Raw genomic sequence first — 16,043 nt, forward strand, 5'->3', positions numbered from 1 at the left:
AATGCCGGCTCAGCATGAATTTTTACGGGTTTGTTTTTCCTGCAAGCAAACGGCTATGCGACCTGTTTCATTAACACAGCGCGGTTTTACCTTGCTTGAGGTGTTGGTTGCCATCACCGTGTTGGCGCTGGCCTTGGGCTCCTTGATCAAGGCCGGGAGCCAGAATGCGCTCAATGCCGCCTATTTGCGCGACCGTAGCTACGCACATTGGGTGGCGCTGAACGAAGTCAATCGTTATCGCATCGGCGCACGCAGCATCACTGAAGGCCATGAACGTGGGAGCGCCGAAATGGCCGGGCGTGAATGGTACTGGCAAGCCACCATCCAACGCCATGAGCAAATACTCAGTGAAAATCTGAGCGTTGAGGCGTGGCGCATTGAAATCAATGTGCGGGATCGCAACGAGGTAGAACAAACGCCGCTGGCGACGCTCATTGCCTATCAACCGCTGCCATGACGGCCTATCCTTTTTTATCCGCATCGCAGCGTGGTTTTACCCTGCTTGAATTGCTCGTCGCTCTGGCGGTGTTTTCGGTGGTGTCGATGATGGCCTATGCCGGTTTACGGGTGGTACTGGATGCCCGCACACACACGGACCAGGCGGCGGCCCAGCTGGCTGAATTGCAGATTACATTGACCGTGTTAGCCCGCGATTTGGAGCAAGTGGTCGAGCGCTCAGTGCGTGATACCTACGGTGATCGACACGCCGTAATGCGCTACTCTCCCTATACCATACCAAGACGCCTGGAATTTGTGCGAACCAGGACACGCACCGGGCCACAAAAATCAGCATTACAGCGAGTGGCCTGGGAACTGCACGAAGGCGCGCTGGAACGCCTGAGTTGGGCCGTATTGGATGGTGCGGCTGAAGAATCAGTGGTTCGGGTGCCACTGCTTGGCCAGCGCGCAAGCGTCACCGTCACTACCTTTGAGGTGTATTTTTACCATCCAATGCTCGGCGAGCGCAGCGAAACCTGGCCACCGCTGGGTACAGGCGGTACGCAGTTTACAGGCTTACCCAGCGGGGTAGAAATTGAGCTGGAACTCGAAGGACTTGGACGCATCACCCGCCTGTTTGCCCTAAGCCCCTCATCCTGACTGCAACATGCCGAATTTTTGCCAAGGTCACTGGGTTTTACTGTTGGTACTGATTGCCCAGTTACTTGCCTTTGTGCTGACACTGGCTCCGCATAGCTTGCACCCGCATTCCTTTTGGGTGAGTCTGGGCCTGATCTCTTTGTTTGTGCAATGGGTGACCCTTGTCACCGCCCTGGTTTTGTGTGTTTTAAGGCCTTGGCTTGGCAAACTGGCCTTGGTGTGGCAATCGCTGATTGCATGGTTTCTGATTCAGGCAAGTACGGCCATCTGTTCTGTGCCGGCCTATCAACTGATCCAGCCGCATAGTGCGAATATGTCTGCGTCCCTGCACAGTGTGCATCACTTTTTGCTGCATAATTTACTGATCAGCGCCATCATCGGTGCGGTTGCGCTGCGCTATTTTTATGTGCAACAAAACTGGAAATTACAACTTCAGGCGGAAAGCCAGGCACGGATTCAGGCCTTGCAAGCCCGCATCCGGCCACATTTTTTATTCAATGCACTCAATACCATCGCCAGCTTGATCCGTACCCGTCCAGAGACTGCCGAGGTCGCCGTACTGGATCTGGCGGATATATTTCGAGCGACCTTGCATGAGCGGGTGTGGTCAACCCTGGCCGAGGAGCTGGAACTGGTGCGCCGCTATCTTCACACGGAAGAACTGCGCTTAGGCGCCCGCTTGCACGTTCAATGGCATATCGATCAGGGGATTGCACATAATACCGCCTTGCCAGCGCTGTTATTACAGCCTTTGGTGGAAAATGCCGTCTATCATGGCATTGAACCTTGCGCACACGGTGGTACAATCACCATTCGCCTGGTCCGTCATGCACATCACCTGATCATTGAAATCAACAATCCCCGCCTTGAGACCGATGAACGCACACACCAAAACGCAGGCAGCGGCCAGCAACTGGCTCTGGAAAACATTCGCCAACGCCTCGCCCTGTTATACGCACGCAATGCCCATTTAAATACTCAGGCAGGAGAGGGAGAGCAGGTGTATCAGGTTCGTTTGCATTTACCGTTGACACCCACTGCGCCTAAAGGCTGATGATTAGCCACACCTGATGTAAATCGGTTTTGCAGTAGCCGGATGGCTTGATTGAGGCAAGGCATTCAAGGTCAGCATGAAAGATAAAACAGCGCGTTGCGCGTATTATCCCATCGCGAAAGTTATAGGCCCGTTTCAGTTTTTAATCTGGATTTGTAAATATTCAACCATGAGATAGCCAAAGTAAGCGGAGGAAGCGAGAACAGGGTCGGTGTTGCGCCGACGTGCTATCCCTCTCCGGCATGAAGGCCGGGGTTTCTCGCGCAAAATGATGACCCGATTGATGACTGACAGCGTATGCGTTGATACCGCTGCGCAGCCACAGCATTGCGTTGTATGGCTACATGGCCTGGGAGCGGATGGACATGATTTTGAGCCGATCGTGCCGGAGTTAGCGATACCGGAACATCAGGCCGTGCGGTTTATCTTTCCGCATGCCCCGGTGCGTCCGGTGACCATTAACGGCGGGATGCAAATGCGTGCCTGGTATGATTTTTTAAGCCTCGCACCGGTACGCGGGGAGGATTATGCCCAGGTGCAGGAATCAGTGATCGCCTTGCAGCAGACCATCACCGCGCTGCGTCAGGAATATAGCAAGGTGGTGATCGGTGGCTTTTCGCAAGGCGGGGTGGTGGCGGGGACTGCCGCTTTGAGCGAAGGGGCAAGCCCGGATGGAGTTTTTGTGTTATCCGCCTATTTGCCGGATTTTCATCGTGCCGGGCTTACTCTGTCTGCGGAGGCGGCGGATTTGCCGGTATTTCAGGCGCATGGCGTGCACGATCCGGTGATCCCGGTGGCCTTTGGGCGCGCCGCCCGCGAGACCTTTGAGGAGGCAGGGACGGCGCTGGAATATGAGGAATACATGATGGAGCACAATGTTTGTCTGGAGGAAATCCGTGCGCTGCGTACCTGGCTGCTCAAGGTGCTGGCGGCCTGAGCGCATTCAATCAGCGGTGGCGAGGGTGATGCCCTCGCGCAGAATATCGGCCAGCCAGTGGATTTGTTCGGGGGTGATGATATACGGCGGCATCAGGTAGCTGACCGCCCCGAGCGGACGCAAGAGGGCACCGCGCTGCAAGGCATGGCGATAAATGCGCAAACCGCGCCGTTCTTGCCACGGATAGGGGATTTTGCGGGCCTTGTCCTTGACCAGCTCCACGGCGGCGATCATCCCGGTCTGACGCACCTCGGCGACATGCGGGTGATCCTGCAAGTCACGGAGGGCCTCGCCCATAACCTGGGCCAGATGGCGGTTATGCCCCAGCACATCCGTTTGGGCAAAGAGATCCAGCGTGGCTAAGGCGGCCCGGCAGGCCAGCGGATTGCCGGTGTATGAATGCGAATGCAGAAAGGCCGTGAGCTTTTGATACTCATCGTAAAAAGCGGCAAATATCGCCTCGGTGGTCATGACCACGGACAGCGGTAAATAGCCGCCGGTCAGGCCCTTGGACAGGCACAGATAATCCGGTGTCATCGCCGCCTGTTCACAGGCAAACAGGCTGCCGGTACGGCCAAAACCGACCGCAATCTCATCGGCAATCAGGTGAATATTGTAGCGATCACAGGCCTTTCGCAGGCGCGTTAGGTAAATGGGATCATACATGCGCATTCCGCCCGCGCATTGCACCAGCGGCTCAATGATCACCGCGCAGATCTGCTCGGCCTGAGTCGCCAGCACCTGCTCCATCGCCTCAAAGCGGCGCAGTGCGACTTCGGCGCAGGATTCGCCCGGCTCCCGGTCAAAGCAATCCGGCCCCGGTACGGTAATGGACTGCATCAACAGCGGTTGGTAGGTTTCTTTATACAGCGCGACATCGCCCACGGCCAGCGCGCCTAGGGTTTCACCGTGGTAGCTGTTTTGCAGACAGACAAAGCGGGTTTTTTGTGTCTGTCCCTGATTGCGGAAAAAGTGATAACTCATCTTCAGCGCGACTTCCACCGCCGATGAGCCATTATCCGCATAGAAACAGCGCGTCAGCCCTGGCGGTGCCAGCTTGACCAGGCGCTCAGAAAGCGCCACCACCGGCTCATGGGTAAAGCCCGCGAGGATGACATGCTCTAGCTGGCTTAGCTGCTCTTGCAGACAGGCGTTAATATAGGGATGTGCATGTCCAAACAGATTGACCCACCAGGAGCTGATGGCATCAAGGTAGCGATGCCCCTCAAAATCCTCAAGCCACACACCCTCGCCCCGGCGAATGGGAATCATGGGCAGGGATTCGTGGTCTTTCATCTGGGTGCAGGGATGCCAGACCACCGCGAGATCCCTTGAACTTAAGGCATTATTCGACATAACTTTTTATAAAGATAGGACTTTTTGTGCGCAGCGACCAACCGATTGCCGTGTCTGTGATTATTCCTGCCTGGAACGAGGCGCAATTCATTGCGAAAACCTTGCAAAACCTCCAGCAGGTTCTGGCCGAACTTGATGTTAACAGCGAGATCATTGTAGCGGATAACGACTCTACCGACGAGACTGCCGCCATTGCCACCGGCATGGGTGCGCGGGTGGTCCATGAATCAGAACGTCACATTGCCCGCGCCCGCAATACCGGCGCCGGGATTGCCCGTGGGCAGATGTTGTTTTTTGTCGATGCCGATACCTGGCCTGCGGCTGAGCATTTTCAGAAAGCCGTGGCACTGCTGCAAAGTGGCGAAATCTGCGGCGGCGGTGCGGCCATTGAGTTTGATGGCCTCAATCGTGGCCCCCATCGGGTCGGCGTGAGCATGTGGAATCGCATCTCCGTGCGCTTTAACGTCGCCGCCGGCTGCTTTTTCTTTTGCACCCGCGAGGCCTTTGATGCGGTAGGCGGCTTTAGCGCCAAACACTATGCCGGCGAAGAGGTGTATTTCTCCCATAGCCTCAAACGCTGGGGCAAAAAACACGGCAAGCGCTTTCAGGTCATCCCCAGCCCCTTAGTGCAAACCTCCGGGCGCAAGGTTGAATGGTTCAAACCCTGGGAGCACTTCATCGTCATTCTTATGGTGATGCTTTTCCCCTTTGTCCTGCGCTCACGCCGCTTGAGCTGGTTTTGGTACAAACGCCCCCAAAGCGCGCAATCGTCTACTCCTGAGTAAACAGGGTCAAAGCGGCATCTTCGGATGCCGCGATTTGCATCGGATTCTGCCCATAAAAAAAGCTCGCCAAAGCGAGCTTCATTTTTAGGCATTGATTTTATTGGTGCCTGGAGCCGGAATCGAACCGGCACGCCCGTAAGGGCGAGGGATTTTAAGTCCCTTGCGTCTACCAATTCCGCCACCCAGGCAAAACCGACGTATCGGAATCCTCAAAACCAAGGCGCGTATCATAGCATCCACTGCATGGCTTGGGTAGCGCAAATTCACCACATGGTAAAAGCAGAGACAGAGTTATGAGCGTGATACGGCCTTTCAGGTTTTACCGCCGGGAGCCTCAAGCGCCAGTGTGACTGAGTTTTGCCACACTGGTGCCTGAGCCTGCACCCATCCCCAAAGCGGAGGCTTTTGCGTTGCCCGCTTGGCAGATGCCAAGTTTCAGCGACTCAGCTGGATGGCGTGTTACCCGAGAGTTTGAGCCAGGTTTCCAGCACGGTGTCGGGGTTTAGGGAGATGCTTTCGATGCCTTGTTCCATCAGCCAGATGGCCAGGTCTGGGTAATCTGACGGACCCTGGCCGCAGATGCCGACGTATTTGTTGGCGCGGCGGGCGGCGTCGATGGCCATTTTGAGCATCTTTTTCACGGCGGGGTCGCGTTCGTCAAACAGGTGGGCGATCAGGCCCGAGTCACGATCCAGTCCCAGGGTGAGCTGGGTCATGTCGTTGGAGCCGATGGAGAAACCGTCGAAGTATTCCAGAAACTCATCGGCGAGCACGGCGTTGGAGGGAATCTCGCACATCATCAGTATTTTCAGGCCATTTTCACCCCGCTTAAGCCCCATTTCAGCCAGCAGTTCGATGACTGCACGGGCCTCGTCAAGGGTGCGCACGAAGGGTACCATGACCTGAATATTGGTCAGGCCCATGCCATCGCGTACCCGTTTGAGGGCGCGGCATTCCAGTTCAAAGCAGGCGCGGAAGTCGCTGGAGAGGTAGCGCGAGGTGCCGCGAAAGCCGATCATCGGGTTTTCTTCGTGGGGCTCGTAGCGCTCACCGGCGAAAAGATTGGCGTATTCGTTGGACTTGAAATCCGACAGGCGCACAATCACCGGGTTGGGATGAAAGGAGGCGCCCAGGGTGGCAATGCCTTCGACCAGCTTTTCTACATAGAAGCTTACTGGATCGGCATAGCCGGCGGTGCGCTGGGCAATGTCTTTTTGCAGTTCGGCGGGCAGGCGGTCATATTCCAGAAGTGCCTTGGGGTGGATGCCAATCATGGTGTTGATGATGAATTCCAGCCGCGCCAGCCCAACGCCGTGATTGGGGATGTTGCGAAAATGGAAAGCACGCCCCGGATTGCCGACGTTCATCATCACTTTCAGGCCGATTTCCGGCATTTCATCGGTGCGGGTGCGCATCACCTCAAAATCCAGCTGGCCGCGATATACCCGTCCTTCATCGCCTTCGGCGCAGGTCACGGTGACGGCCTGACCGTCTGCCAGGGTTTTGGTGGCATCACCGCAGCCGACTACGGCGGGAATGCCCAGCTCGCGGGCAATGATGGCGGCATGGCAGTTATTCACCAGCACCGGTGAGTAGCGTTCGGTAAATACGATGTAGTTATGGTGATCGGCGACCGTGATGTTGTATACCGGCTCAGCGGGGTTGTGTGTCTGCAGGCGTACTCTGGATTGACGGATATCCGAGTCCAGCAGGGTTTGTACGCGCTGTTGCTGGGCCGGGTCTTGGACTGTGGCCAGGGCCTTGTGGAGACCGCGTGCGGTGATCAGGTAGTTTTTGCGCATCCGGTGATTGACATCGGAGCCAACCGCTCCGGCAAAGAGCTGGCGCGCATTGAAAAAGCGGGTGCCCACGCGGCGGGTGTCGCGACAGTGAACGCGCTGGGTGTAGCGGCCAATATGATCAAGCTTTTCGACAAGCTGCAGGTTGTAGATCGTGCGATTGCGGGTCACCTGCGGCACGGTGCCCAGGCGCATACAGGCGACGATGGCGGCTTGCAGGGTTTCTTCGGTGCCGATATAGAGATTGACGCGGCCTTTGGCAAAGGTGCCATCACCGTCAATCAGACCGGCGAGGAAATGGGCGGCCAGTTCGGCATCGCTTTTAAGCAAGGTGGTGATGATGCTTTCCTGTTCGGCGTGCAGGGCCTCGGCAATGCCTTTGCTGTAGCAGCGATAGGCGTTCGCCTCACCCACCACCTGCATCCCGCGAATCATGCCAGATGAGGGCTTTTTGGCCGAGACCTTGAAGGTCTTGCCATCGTTAAGCTCCAGAGCGGCATTCATGCGCTCAATGAAGGCGGCTTTGAGCGCCGTGGGCTTTTGGACGAAGTTGACCTCGCCGTGGGTGGCGCTGAGGTGGATATGCCCGTCACTCATCAGACCGCCGAGCAGATAGGCCAGGGAGCGTTCTTTTTCCGTGGAACTGGACAAGGGCGGCAGATACTGGGCCAGCAGCACGGCTTCATCGGCAGCAAGCATATCCTGCATTTCGGTATCAACCAGCGCTGCATTGCGCAGATTGAGCATTTTGTGATCTGGCGTAAGAGTCAGGGTGTTGCCCTGCATACGCCCGGTTTGCGAGACCTCGACAGTCAGGGTGGGAGCGGTTTTTTGCATCACCGCCTCAACTGGCTTCCATTCTACGCGCAAGGTTTCACGGTTTAAGGCGGGGACGCTGATGCCCTCACAGCCTTGTTCATGGAGTTGGGCGAAGGAGATGAAACCGCGATTGGTCAGTAATTGCGTGTCTCCGGCAAAGCAGGTGCGGCCGCCACGATTGGTGACGATGGCGGCGGCGCGTTTCATGACCGGTTCCCAGTCGGGGTCGGTCATGTCGGTGACCAGGACATCGCCAGCGGCGACTTTATCCATGTCCTCAAGGTTGGCCACCACGCGCACCGTGCCCGCGCCGATTTTTTGCCCAATGGCGCGGCCGCTGGCCAGAACTTCGGTGCGGGGGGCGCGCAGGCGGTAGCGTTCGATCACCTGGGCATCGGCGCGGCTTTCCACCGTTTCCGGGCGGGCCTGAACGATGTAGATTTTGCCGTCCACGCCATCCAGCGCCCATTCCACGTCCATCGGGCGACCGTAATGCTTTTCGATGATGACCGCCTGCTGGGCCAGCTCCTGGAGTTGCGCTTCGGTGATGCAGAACTGCCGCCGCTCTGCGTCAGCAACTTCGACAGTGCGGGTGTTCTGGCCGTCTTCACCAAAGATCATCTTGATGGCCTTGGAGCCCAGATGGCGGCGCAGAATCGCCGGTTGGCCGGTGGCCAGGGCGGGTTTGTAGAGGTGGAATTCATCCGGGTTAACCGCCCCCTGCACCACCGTTTCACCTAGCCCCCAGGAGGCGGTGATGAACACCACGTCGCGGAAACCGGACTCGGTATCCAGGGTGAACATCACGCCGCTGGCGCCGATATCCGAGCGCACCATGCGCTGAATGCCTGCCGAGAGGGCGACATCGGCATGGGCAAAACCTTGATGCACGCGATAGGAGATGGCGCGATCGTTATATAGGGAGGCAAAGACCTCATGCACCGCCTTGAGCACGGCGGGCAGGCCGCGCACGTTCAAAAAGGTTTCCTGCTGTCCGGCAAAGGAGGCATCGGGCAGATCCTCGGCGGTGGCTGAAGAGCGCACCGCGACAGCAACCTCGCCGCCACTGGCAGCGGTCAGTTGCGCATAGGCCTCGGTAATCGCGGTCTGCAGCGCGGGCGGGAAGGGGGTTTCGACCATCCAGCGGCGAATCGTGCTGCCCGCCTCGCGCAGGGCGGTGATGTCGTTGACATCGAGCTGATTGAGCAGGGTGTTGATACGCTCGCCCAGCCCTTCATGCGACAAAAATTCACGGAAGGCATCGGCGGTGGTGGCAAAGCCACCCGGTACGCGAACTCCGGCATTGGCCAGCCCGCTGATCATTTCCCCCAGGGAGGCGTTTTTGCCACCCACGCGGGGGACATCGTGCATATTGAGCTGTTCAAACCAGATGATGTGTTGATTTTCCATACGTGTGCGTCTTTTCGTTGTCGTTATCGTCAAGGGTTGAGCGTTGTATCTTGCTTGGCATGTGGCGGTATCATCTTGATGCCGCTTTAAAACCGGCGACACCTGCCTGCCGCGACGCACGCGACGCACGCGGCGCAGGCAGGGAAGGTGCCGCCACTTAATCCGCCGATGAGCGGCAGCGCTGTTGACAGCCCAGACAGCCGCCGGCCTTGGGGGGCAGGTCGGTGCTGTCGTGGGGGTGTTTGCAGGCGATGCGTCGGGCCAGTTGGTCTACCAGCACCCACAGGGCAAAGGCGGCAAAGATAAACAGGATCGCCAGCAGGTAGTTCAGCATCATCAGTTAGCGCCTCCCAGTCCGGCAAAGCCCATAAAGGCCAGCGATAAAATCCCGGCGAGCATCAGACTCATGGCTGCACCCCGGCTGATGGAGGGCACGTCGGAGAGCTCCAGCTTTTCGCGCAACCCGGCCATCAGCAAGATGGCAAGAATGAAGCCTCCCCCCGCGCCCAGGCTGTAGATCAGCGATTGGCTGAGGTTGTATTCATTAAAGGTCTGAAACAGGGCCAGGCCGAGAATCGCGCAGTTGGTGGTAATCAGGGGCAAGAAAATCCCCAGCGCACGATACAACGCCGGACTGAATTTCTTCATGGTCATTTCCACCAGCTGTACCGCCGAGGCAATGATGGCGATATAGGCGATCAGGCGCAAAAATTCCAGATCCAGCAAGACCAGCAGGGCATTGATAAACCACGCAGACAGGGAGCTGATCAGCATCACAAAGGCAGTCGCCAGCCCCATGGAGAAGGCAGTTTGCAGTTTGCCCGAGACCCCCAGAAAGGGGCAGATGCCCAGAAACAGCGCCAGCACAAAGTTATTGATGATGGCGGCGTTTAAGAAGATATAGGCTAAGGAATCGGCTTCCATCACGCACCTGCCTGTACGGGGTTGGGTTGGGTCTTGCGTTGCATCTGGCGTTCTTTGATCCAGGCAAAGAGCAACAGCCACGCCCCCAGCACAAAAAAGCCGCCGGGCGGTAATAGCATGATGACCCACGGTTCAAAGGAGGGACCAAAGATGGGAATCCCCAATAAAGAGCCAGCACCCAGCAACTCACGCACCGACCCCAGGCACAGCAGCGCGATGGTAAATCCTGCGCCCATGCCGAGCGAATTGATCAGGGTTTTGCTCAGGCGATGGCGCGAGGCGTAGGATTCTGCCCGTCCCAGGATCATGCAGTTGGCAACAATCAATTGAATAAAAGCCCCCAGGGCGTGATAGATTTCCAGGCTGATCGCCTGAATCAGGTAATCCACCACGGTCACAAAGGTGGCAATGATAACGATGTACGCCGCAATGCGCACCTCTTTAGGGATATGGCGGCGCAGCAGTGAGACCATCACGCTGGAGCACAGCAGCACAAAAGTGGTGGCCAGACCCATCGCTAAGGCATTGATCACCGAGTTGGTGACGGCCAGCACCGGACACATGCCCAGCAGCATCACAAACACCGGATTTTCACGCCACAGGCCGCGCAGGAAGGTATCGGCGGTAATCGGTTTTTCGCCGGGTTTTAAAGCCATCTTAATCAACCTGATTCTGTTTCGTTAACATACGTTAGCGCGCACCCTCAATGAGGATGGGCGAATCCACCAAAGCCCGTAGGAAAATCCCACGGGCGCCATTCTCGTCGCGTTCCATTTCAATGCCGTTTGAGCGAATGACCTTTGCAGAACCGATGTTGACAATCTCACCTGTCCAGCTCGCTGTCTTTGATGTGTACGCCTCACAGACGCGCACCAGCTTCTTCCCGCGTTCGATGCACTTCTGCTCTAGCCGTTGGCCGAACCGATAGTGCGCGAACGAGAGGAGGCTGCGGACAGACTTGCGGCGGAGCTTTCGCCCAGCCTTTGACGTCATCTGCTTTGTTTCAAATGTTGGCAGAAGGATGACATCAAAGTTGTCCGTTAGAAAACGAGCGACTTTCCAATGGAGTTCGTCGATCAGTTGCTTGATCTTCAATCGGATAGCATCCGCCGCTTTCGTAAAAGACAGACGTTTGCGCTTCCCTTCCGCTTTATCACGACGAGACAAGAGACGATCCAGATGATGCGCCAAACGCACAATCCTCTGAAAATCATCTTGCCCTAGATGACCAACGTGCTGGTCGCTAAAGAATGTCTGGAAGGTTCTCACACCGGGGTCAAGGGCAACCAGACGGCCTTGGTTCTCGGCTGCATCTGGTTCTTTTAGAACCGGGAGGGAGACATACCACTTGTTGGCAAACTTTATGACACGACCATCACGCAGGTTCATCGGTAGAGCCTCTGCGAACTTCATTTCGCCCAAGGCTCTAACGTTGAACCCGCGCCGATCTTTTGACCACTGATCATTCCTGAGAAAGAACGACTGCTGCGCGTCCTTGCGCGATTTGAAGCGACACCGGCTGAACTCGCCCGTGCGCTTGAATTTCGCAATCGCCTGCTGCACGGTCTGGCAGGCTTCTGCCACCGCGCCATCACGAATCGCCCTCGGGCAATCCGTTGTCCAAGGGTATTCCTCAGCGAGATGGGGGATCAGGTACTTCTTGATGGCCATGAAGTTTGGCTGGACGATCCGCAGATTCAGCAGCCAAATTGTCTCGTTGTAGACGAACCGATAGACGCCCAACCACGAGTTCAGCCGCTTCTCTTGCGACCGCGTTGGTCGCATCCTGATTCTTTTTGCTCTGGTAATTTCTCCGTCCGTAGAGCCTGCAAGCGAAGCCATGAACGATGGCCAATAGGTCTTCGGCAAGTTCACGTTCGGGTTTTCTTTTATCTTCACTGAGAACCACGAGTTCGCTGCCGCACTCGTGGATAATCCACTCAATGAGTTCAAATCCGAAACGCACGAGTCGATCTTTGTGGGCAACCACAACCGTGAGCTTCTCGCCGCGCAGGCATCGTCCCAATATGGATTTAAGCCCTTTACGCTGATAGTTGAGGGCGGAGCCGACATCTTGGATGATCTCGGCGCCTGGGTAGCGCTCACGCAGGTATTGGGCTTGTCGCTCAAGGTCGGGCTTTTGGGCAGGTGAAGACACTCGGCAATAGCAGATGACAGAGGGTTTAGCCTGAATGGCATCCCCAAGATAGGCGTCGACATCGAACCTGCGCTGCCCGCTGGCAGTTCGGTAAGTGGCGATCCGCCCTTCATCGGCATATTTTCGAAGTGTGTTTGCATGGAGTCCGAGTATTTTAGCGGCTTCTCTGGATGGAACATACCTGGGCATGTGTGCTCCGCGTTTACTTAAGAATGTAAGCAAAAGTTAGTATACTAAAACCTAGATGTCAACTCGTGAGCGGGTTCAGGGGGCAGCGTGTCAGATTCTGCCGCAGGCATATTCACCATTCCCGGCGGACCGGGCACAATCTCTGCGGGAACGGGCTCATGTACCGGCGGCACAACGGCAAACAGTGGCCACTGATCGACCAGTTGGGGCAAGACGGTTGCCGCGCTGTCGTTGAGCATACGCCCGATGGCATTGGCAGAGATGGTGGCTCCGCTGATGCCGTCAATCTGCCAGGGGTGTTCCTTGGTATTGGGACGTACCGTGACGATGGCATTGGCCAGACGCTCCCGGGCGAGATCCAGGCGCGCATCCAGGGCCTCAAAATTGGCTAGAAAGCGCGCATCGGTTTCGATTTTATCGCCCAGCCCTGGGGTTTCCTTGCTCTCCAGTACCTTGATGCCGATGATGCACTGGCACTGCGGGTCATAGCCATACAGCACCCGGATGATGTCGGCATAGCCGCGTGCTGCCGCTTCCAGGGCAACGCCCTTAAACTGCCCCTCGGCATCATAACCGGCATAAATGCGCCGTGCCCCGCTGGGTACCGCCCCCTCCAGCACCGCCACACCATCGCTGCCGAGCACAAAATCATAGCGCTGGGTGGCCCCCGGAATCACTTGCAATACGGCGGCTTCCAGCGCCAGACGCTGGTTTTCCACAATATAGGGGCGGGTCAGCTCTACCACGCTGACCACCAAGAGCCCGGAAAACAGGGCAATCAAGCCCAGGGTGGCAATCAGCCTGCTGCTGGCGGTAGGGCTGGAGGCAGCCAGTGGGGCTTGTGGGGTTGAGGTCGTCGTATCGGAGCTCATGCCCCCTCCTTGCCAGGGGCGGCTGGGCGGCGGTCTTTGGGTTTAAGGCGCTGGCGCAACGCGCTCAACGCATCGCGCAGACGCGGCGGCGGGCGCTTGCCGTAGGGGCGCGGCTGGGTCAGGTGATCAATCAACGGTGAGGCGGCATTGCCCAATAAAATGGCATACATGATGCCCTCCGGCAGTCCACCAAACAGGCGGATGATCACCGTGAGAAAGCCGATCAGCAGGCCATAAATCCACACCCCCCAGGGCGTCACCGGTGAGGCGACCATATCGCTGGCCATGAAAAAGGCCCCGAGCATCAAGCCGCCGGATAACAAGACAAACCACGGCGAGGGGTAATAGGCCGGGTCCAGCAGATAAAATACGCCAGCGGTCAGAAAGGCCCCGCCCAGCACCGCTGCGGGCAGACGCCAGTTAATCAACCGCCGCACCACCAGATACATGCCGCACAGAAAAATCAACAGTGCCGAGGTTTCACCCACCGAGCCGGTGGTCAGCCCCAGGAGCAGATCCGTGGTTTCGGTAAACATCCCTTCAAATTTCCACTGCGCCAGCGGGGTTGCCCCGGTGTAGGCGTCCACCGATGGCGGGGTGGTAAAGGGCATGGTCAGGGTTGAGGGCAAGACCTCGGTAAAACGATCCGGATGACCGGGCACCGTCCAGGTGGAAATCGCCCCCGGAAAGGCCGCCTGGGCAAAGGCCCGCCCGACCAGCGCCGGGTTGAAGGCATTAAAGCCCATGCCACCGAACAGCACTTTCCCCAGGCTCATGCCGATAAAGGCCGAAACCGCCGCCATCCACAAGGGAAAAGCCGGTGGCAGGGTCAGCGCCAGAAGAATGCCGGTGATGATGGCGCTGTAATCCGACAGGGAATTTTCGCGCCGCCCAAGACGGTTAAACAGGTGTTCAGTGGCCACGCAGGTGAGCGTGGTGGTCAGAATCAACAGCAGCGCGCTCAGCCCGAAGTGATAGATCGAAAAGGCGCAGATCGGCAGCAGGGCATACACCACGTTGCGCATGATGTGCTCAACACTGCCCGCTTGCTTGAGATGCGGCGAGGTTTTTAGTTCGATGCGTAAAGGTTTCACAGGCTCAATGACAAAAGTGTATTAGATGTGGACGCGCTTCCGGGGGGCGGCATCATCCCGATGCCGCTTGAAAACCAGCGAACGCAAGAGGCGTGTGCTACATTACAGCAAGCGCTCGCGGTTGACCGATTTGGCAATCCGGAAATACTGCACCAGCGGGATATTCGAGGGGCAGACATAGCTGCAGCAGCCGCATTCAAAGCAGTCATGAAGATGAAAACGCGCCTGCATCATCGCATATTCGCGTTTAACCGCCAGGCGGCCCAGCTCGCAGGGGTTGAGATTGACCGGACAGGCTTCCAGGCAGCGTCCACAGCGAATGCACGGATGTGTCTTGCCTGCCGGTTTGCTTTGCGTGGCCAGTTCGGGCAAGACAATCACCCCCGAGACGCCTTTGGTCACCGGAACATCCAACGAGGCCACGGTATTGCCCATCATCGGTCCGCCGAGAATGATATGGCTGGCATCCCCGGCATAGCCGACCTGTTCGAGCAGATAGCGCAGCGGGGTGCCGATGGGTACCCGATAATTGCCGGGCTTTTTGACCCCCGGCCCGGCGACGGTTACCACGCGCTCAATGATCCCCTGACCGTTGGGCAACAACTCGCCCATCTGGCTTAAGGTACTAACGTTATTGACCACCACGCCGATCTGATAGGGATACCCCCCGGAGGGCACCTCGCGCTTTAACAGCGCCTTGATCAGCAGTTTTTCCGAGCCTTGCGGATATTTGGTGCGTACCGTCTGCACGCTGATCGGGTCATGGGGTGACAGGCAGGCACGCAGCGCTGCTACGGCATCGAGCTTGTTATCTTCCACCCCAATCACGGCGCGCTGGGCCTTGAGCGCCCGCATCGCCAGGCGGATGCCCAGCAACAGGGTCGCGGTGTGTTCCAGCATGATGCGGTGATCTGCGGTCAGATATGGCTCACATTCGCAGCCATTCACCACCAGGGTATCAATGGGATGGCCGGCCGGAACCTCCAGCTTTTTGTGGGTGGGAAAGGCCGCCCCACCGAGTCCCACTAATCCGGCGGCCTGTACCGCCTGAATGATCCCGGCGCTGGAGAGGCTGTTGACATCACGCGGCGTACCCCAGCGCACCACCTGGCTATCGGCGGCGAGGGTACGGATCACAATGGCCTCGCTTTTGGGGCCACGCGCCGTGGGCATTAACTGGATGCCCTCAACGGTGCCGGTGACCGGGGCATGCATCGCTACCGACAGATCTCCGTTAGCCACCGCAATGGGTTGGCCGCGCACCACTTCCTGCTGGGGGCGTACCAAGGGAATGGCCGGTTCGCCAAAATGCTGCTGCAAGGGGATGATCATGCGCGGCGCAAAGGGTAGCCGACGAATCGCCTGATCACGGGTTGCCTCCTTGAACTCCGGCGGATGTACGCCGTGCGGGAAGGTCAAGCTGCTCAGAAAAGAAAATAATCGGGTCATGAAAAAAGCCTATGGCCAGTGAATGCACATCGCCAAACGCATGGAGCGCCGCTCACCCGCGCGGCATGAAAAACATGCCACGCTAGTGCGTGACGCTCC

General features: G+C 57.5%; 14 protein-coding genes, 1 tRNA gene and 1 pseudogene. 5 read left to right on the plus strand and 11 right to left on the minus strand.

Annotated features, from left to right (window positions below; genetic code table 11):
* Positions 1-55 precede the first annotated feature (55 nt).
* The 4 genes from gspI (at position 56) to THISIDRAFT_RS06675 (ending at position 3,089) form a co-directional block, all read left to right on the plus strand.
* Positions 56-457 (plus strand): type II secretion system minor pseudopilin GspI, encoded by a 402-nt coding sequence (gene gspI / locus THISIDRAFT_RS06660; protein WP_006787937.1) that lies wholly within the window; start codon positions 56-58, stop codon positions 455-457.
* Positions 454-1,098, plus strand: coding sequence for a type II secretion system minor pseudopilin GspJ (gene gspJ / locus THISIDRAFT_RS06665; protein WP_006787938.1), 645 nt, complete (start codon positions 454-456; stop codon positions 1,096-1,098). The genes gspI and gspJ overlap by 4 nt, the downstream gene beginning before the upstream one ends.
* 7 nt (positions 1,099-1,105) lie before the next feature.
* Positions 1,106-2,152: a sensor histidine kinase gene (locus tag THISIDRAFT_RS06670; protein WP_006787939.1), complete on the plus strand. Its 1,047-nt coding sequence runs from the start codon at positions 1,106-1,108 to the stop codon at positions 2,150-2,152.
* 283 nt (positions 2,153-2,435) lie between these two features.
* Complete coding sequence (locus tag THISIDRAFT_RS06675; protein WP_006787940.1) at positions 2,436-3,089, plus strand: alpha/beta hydrolase; 654 nt, start codon at positions 2,436-2,438, stop codon at positions 3,087-3,089.
* A gap of 6 nt (positions 3,090-3,095) precedes the next feature.
* Here THISIDRAFT_RS06675 and THISIDRAFT_RS06680 read toward each other — a convergent pair whose 3' ends face one another.
* Entirely contained in the window at positions 3,096-4,445 is a 1,350-nt protein-coding gene (locus THISIDRAFT_RS06680) for an adenosylmethionine--8-amino-7-oxononanoate transaminase (protein ID WP_006787941.1), read from the minus strand.
* A gap of 26 nt (positions 4,446-4,471) precedes the next feature.
* Between THISIDRAFT_RS06680 and THISIDRAFT_RS06685 the strand changes: the two genes are divergently transcribed.
* The gene (locus THISIDRAFT_RS06685) at positions 4,472-5,230 is read left to right on the plus strand and encodes a glycosyltransferase (protein WP_006787942.1); all 759 of its coding nucleotides are present in this window, start codon (positions 4,472-4,474) and stop codon (positions 5,228-5,230) included.
* 101 nt (positions 5,231-5,331) lie between these two features.
* On the opposite strand, the gene THISIDRAFT_RS06690 is transcribed toward THISIDRAFT_RS06685, so the two are convergent.
* From THISIDRAFT_RS06690 to rsxC, 10 genes and pseudogenes are all read right to left on the minus strand, one after another.
* Positions 5,332-5,418: transfer RNA gene (locus THISIDRAFT_RS06690), tRNA-Leu, on the minus strand.
* Between the two features lie 255 nt (positions 5,419-5,673).
* Entirely contained in the window at positions 5,674-9,258 is a 3,585-nt protein-coding gene (ppsA, locus tag THISIDRAFT_RS14775; RefSeq protein ID WP_006787943.1) for a phosphoenolpyruvate synthase, read from the minus strand.
* A 157-nt stretch (positions 9,259-9,415) separates the two neighbouring features.
* Positions 9,416-9,595, minus strand: a complete 180-nt coding sequence (locus THISIDRAFT_RS06705; protein ID WP_006787944.1) for a hypothetical protein — start codon at positions 9,593-9,595, stop codon at positions 9,416-9,418.
* Complete coding sequence (locus THISIDRAFT_RS06710; protein WP_006787945.1) at positions 9,595-10,182, minus strand: electron transport complex protein RnfA; 588 nt, start codon at positions 10,180-10,182, stop codon at positions 9,595-9,597. Before THISIDRAFT_RS06710 ends, THISIDRAFT_RS06705 begins: the two co-directional genes overlap by 1 nt.
* Positions 10,182-10,838, minus strand: coding sequence for an electron transport complex subunit RsxE (gene rsxE / locus THISIDRAFT_RS06715; protein ID WP_006787946.1), 657 nt, complete (start codon positions 10,836-10,838; stop codon positions 10,182-10,184). The genes THISIDRAFT_RS06710 and rsxE overlap by 1 nt, the downstream gene beginning before the upstream one ends.
* 34 nt (positions 10,839-10,872) lie before the next feature.
* Entirely contained in the window at positions 10,873-11,925 is a 1,053-nt protein-coding gene (locus THISIDRAFT_RS06720; protein WP_246585341.1) for an RNA-guided endonuclease InsQ/TnpB family protein, read from the minus strand.
* A 55-nt stretch (positions 11,926-11,980) separates the two neighbouring features.
* Positions 11,981-12,529: pseudogene (locus THISIDRAFT_RS06725) on the minus strand (IS607 family transposase); the annotation flags it as partial.
* Between the two features lie 44 nt (positions 12,530-12,573).
* Positions 12,574-13,401 (minus strand): RnfABCDGE type electron transport complex subunit G, encoded by an 828-nt coding sequence (locus THISIDRAFT_RS06730; protein WP_006787949.1) that lies wholly within the window; start codon positions 13,399-13,401, stop codon positions 12,574-12,576.
* Positions 13,398-14,495 carry an RnfABCDGE type electron transport complex subunit D gene (locus tag THISIDRAFT_RS06735; RefSeq protein ID WP_006787950.1) on the minus strand — a complete coding sequence of 366 codons (1,098 nt, stop codon included), beginning with the start codon at positions 14,493-14,495 and terminating at the stop codon, positions 13,398-13,400. The genes THISIDRAFT_RS06730 and THISIDRAFT_RS06735 overlap by 4 nt, the downstream gene beginning before the upstream one ends.
* 102 nt (positions 14,496-14,597) lie before the next feature.
* Positions 14,598-15,944, minus strand: coding sequence for an electron transport complex subunit RsxC (rsxC, locus tag THISIDRAFT_RS06740; RefSeq protein WP_006787951.1), 1,347 nt, complete (start codon positions 15,942-15,944; stop codon positions 14,598-14,600).
* Between the last annotated feature and the right edge of the window lie 99 nt (positions 15,945-16,043).

It is taken from the genome of Thiorhodospira sibirica ATCC 700588 (assembly GCF_000227725.2).
In the GTDB taxonomy this organism is placed as follows: Bacteria; Pseudomonadota; Gammaproteobacteria; order Ectothiorhodospirales; family Ectothiorhodospiraceae; genus Thiorhodospira; species Thiorhodospira sibirica.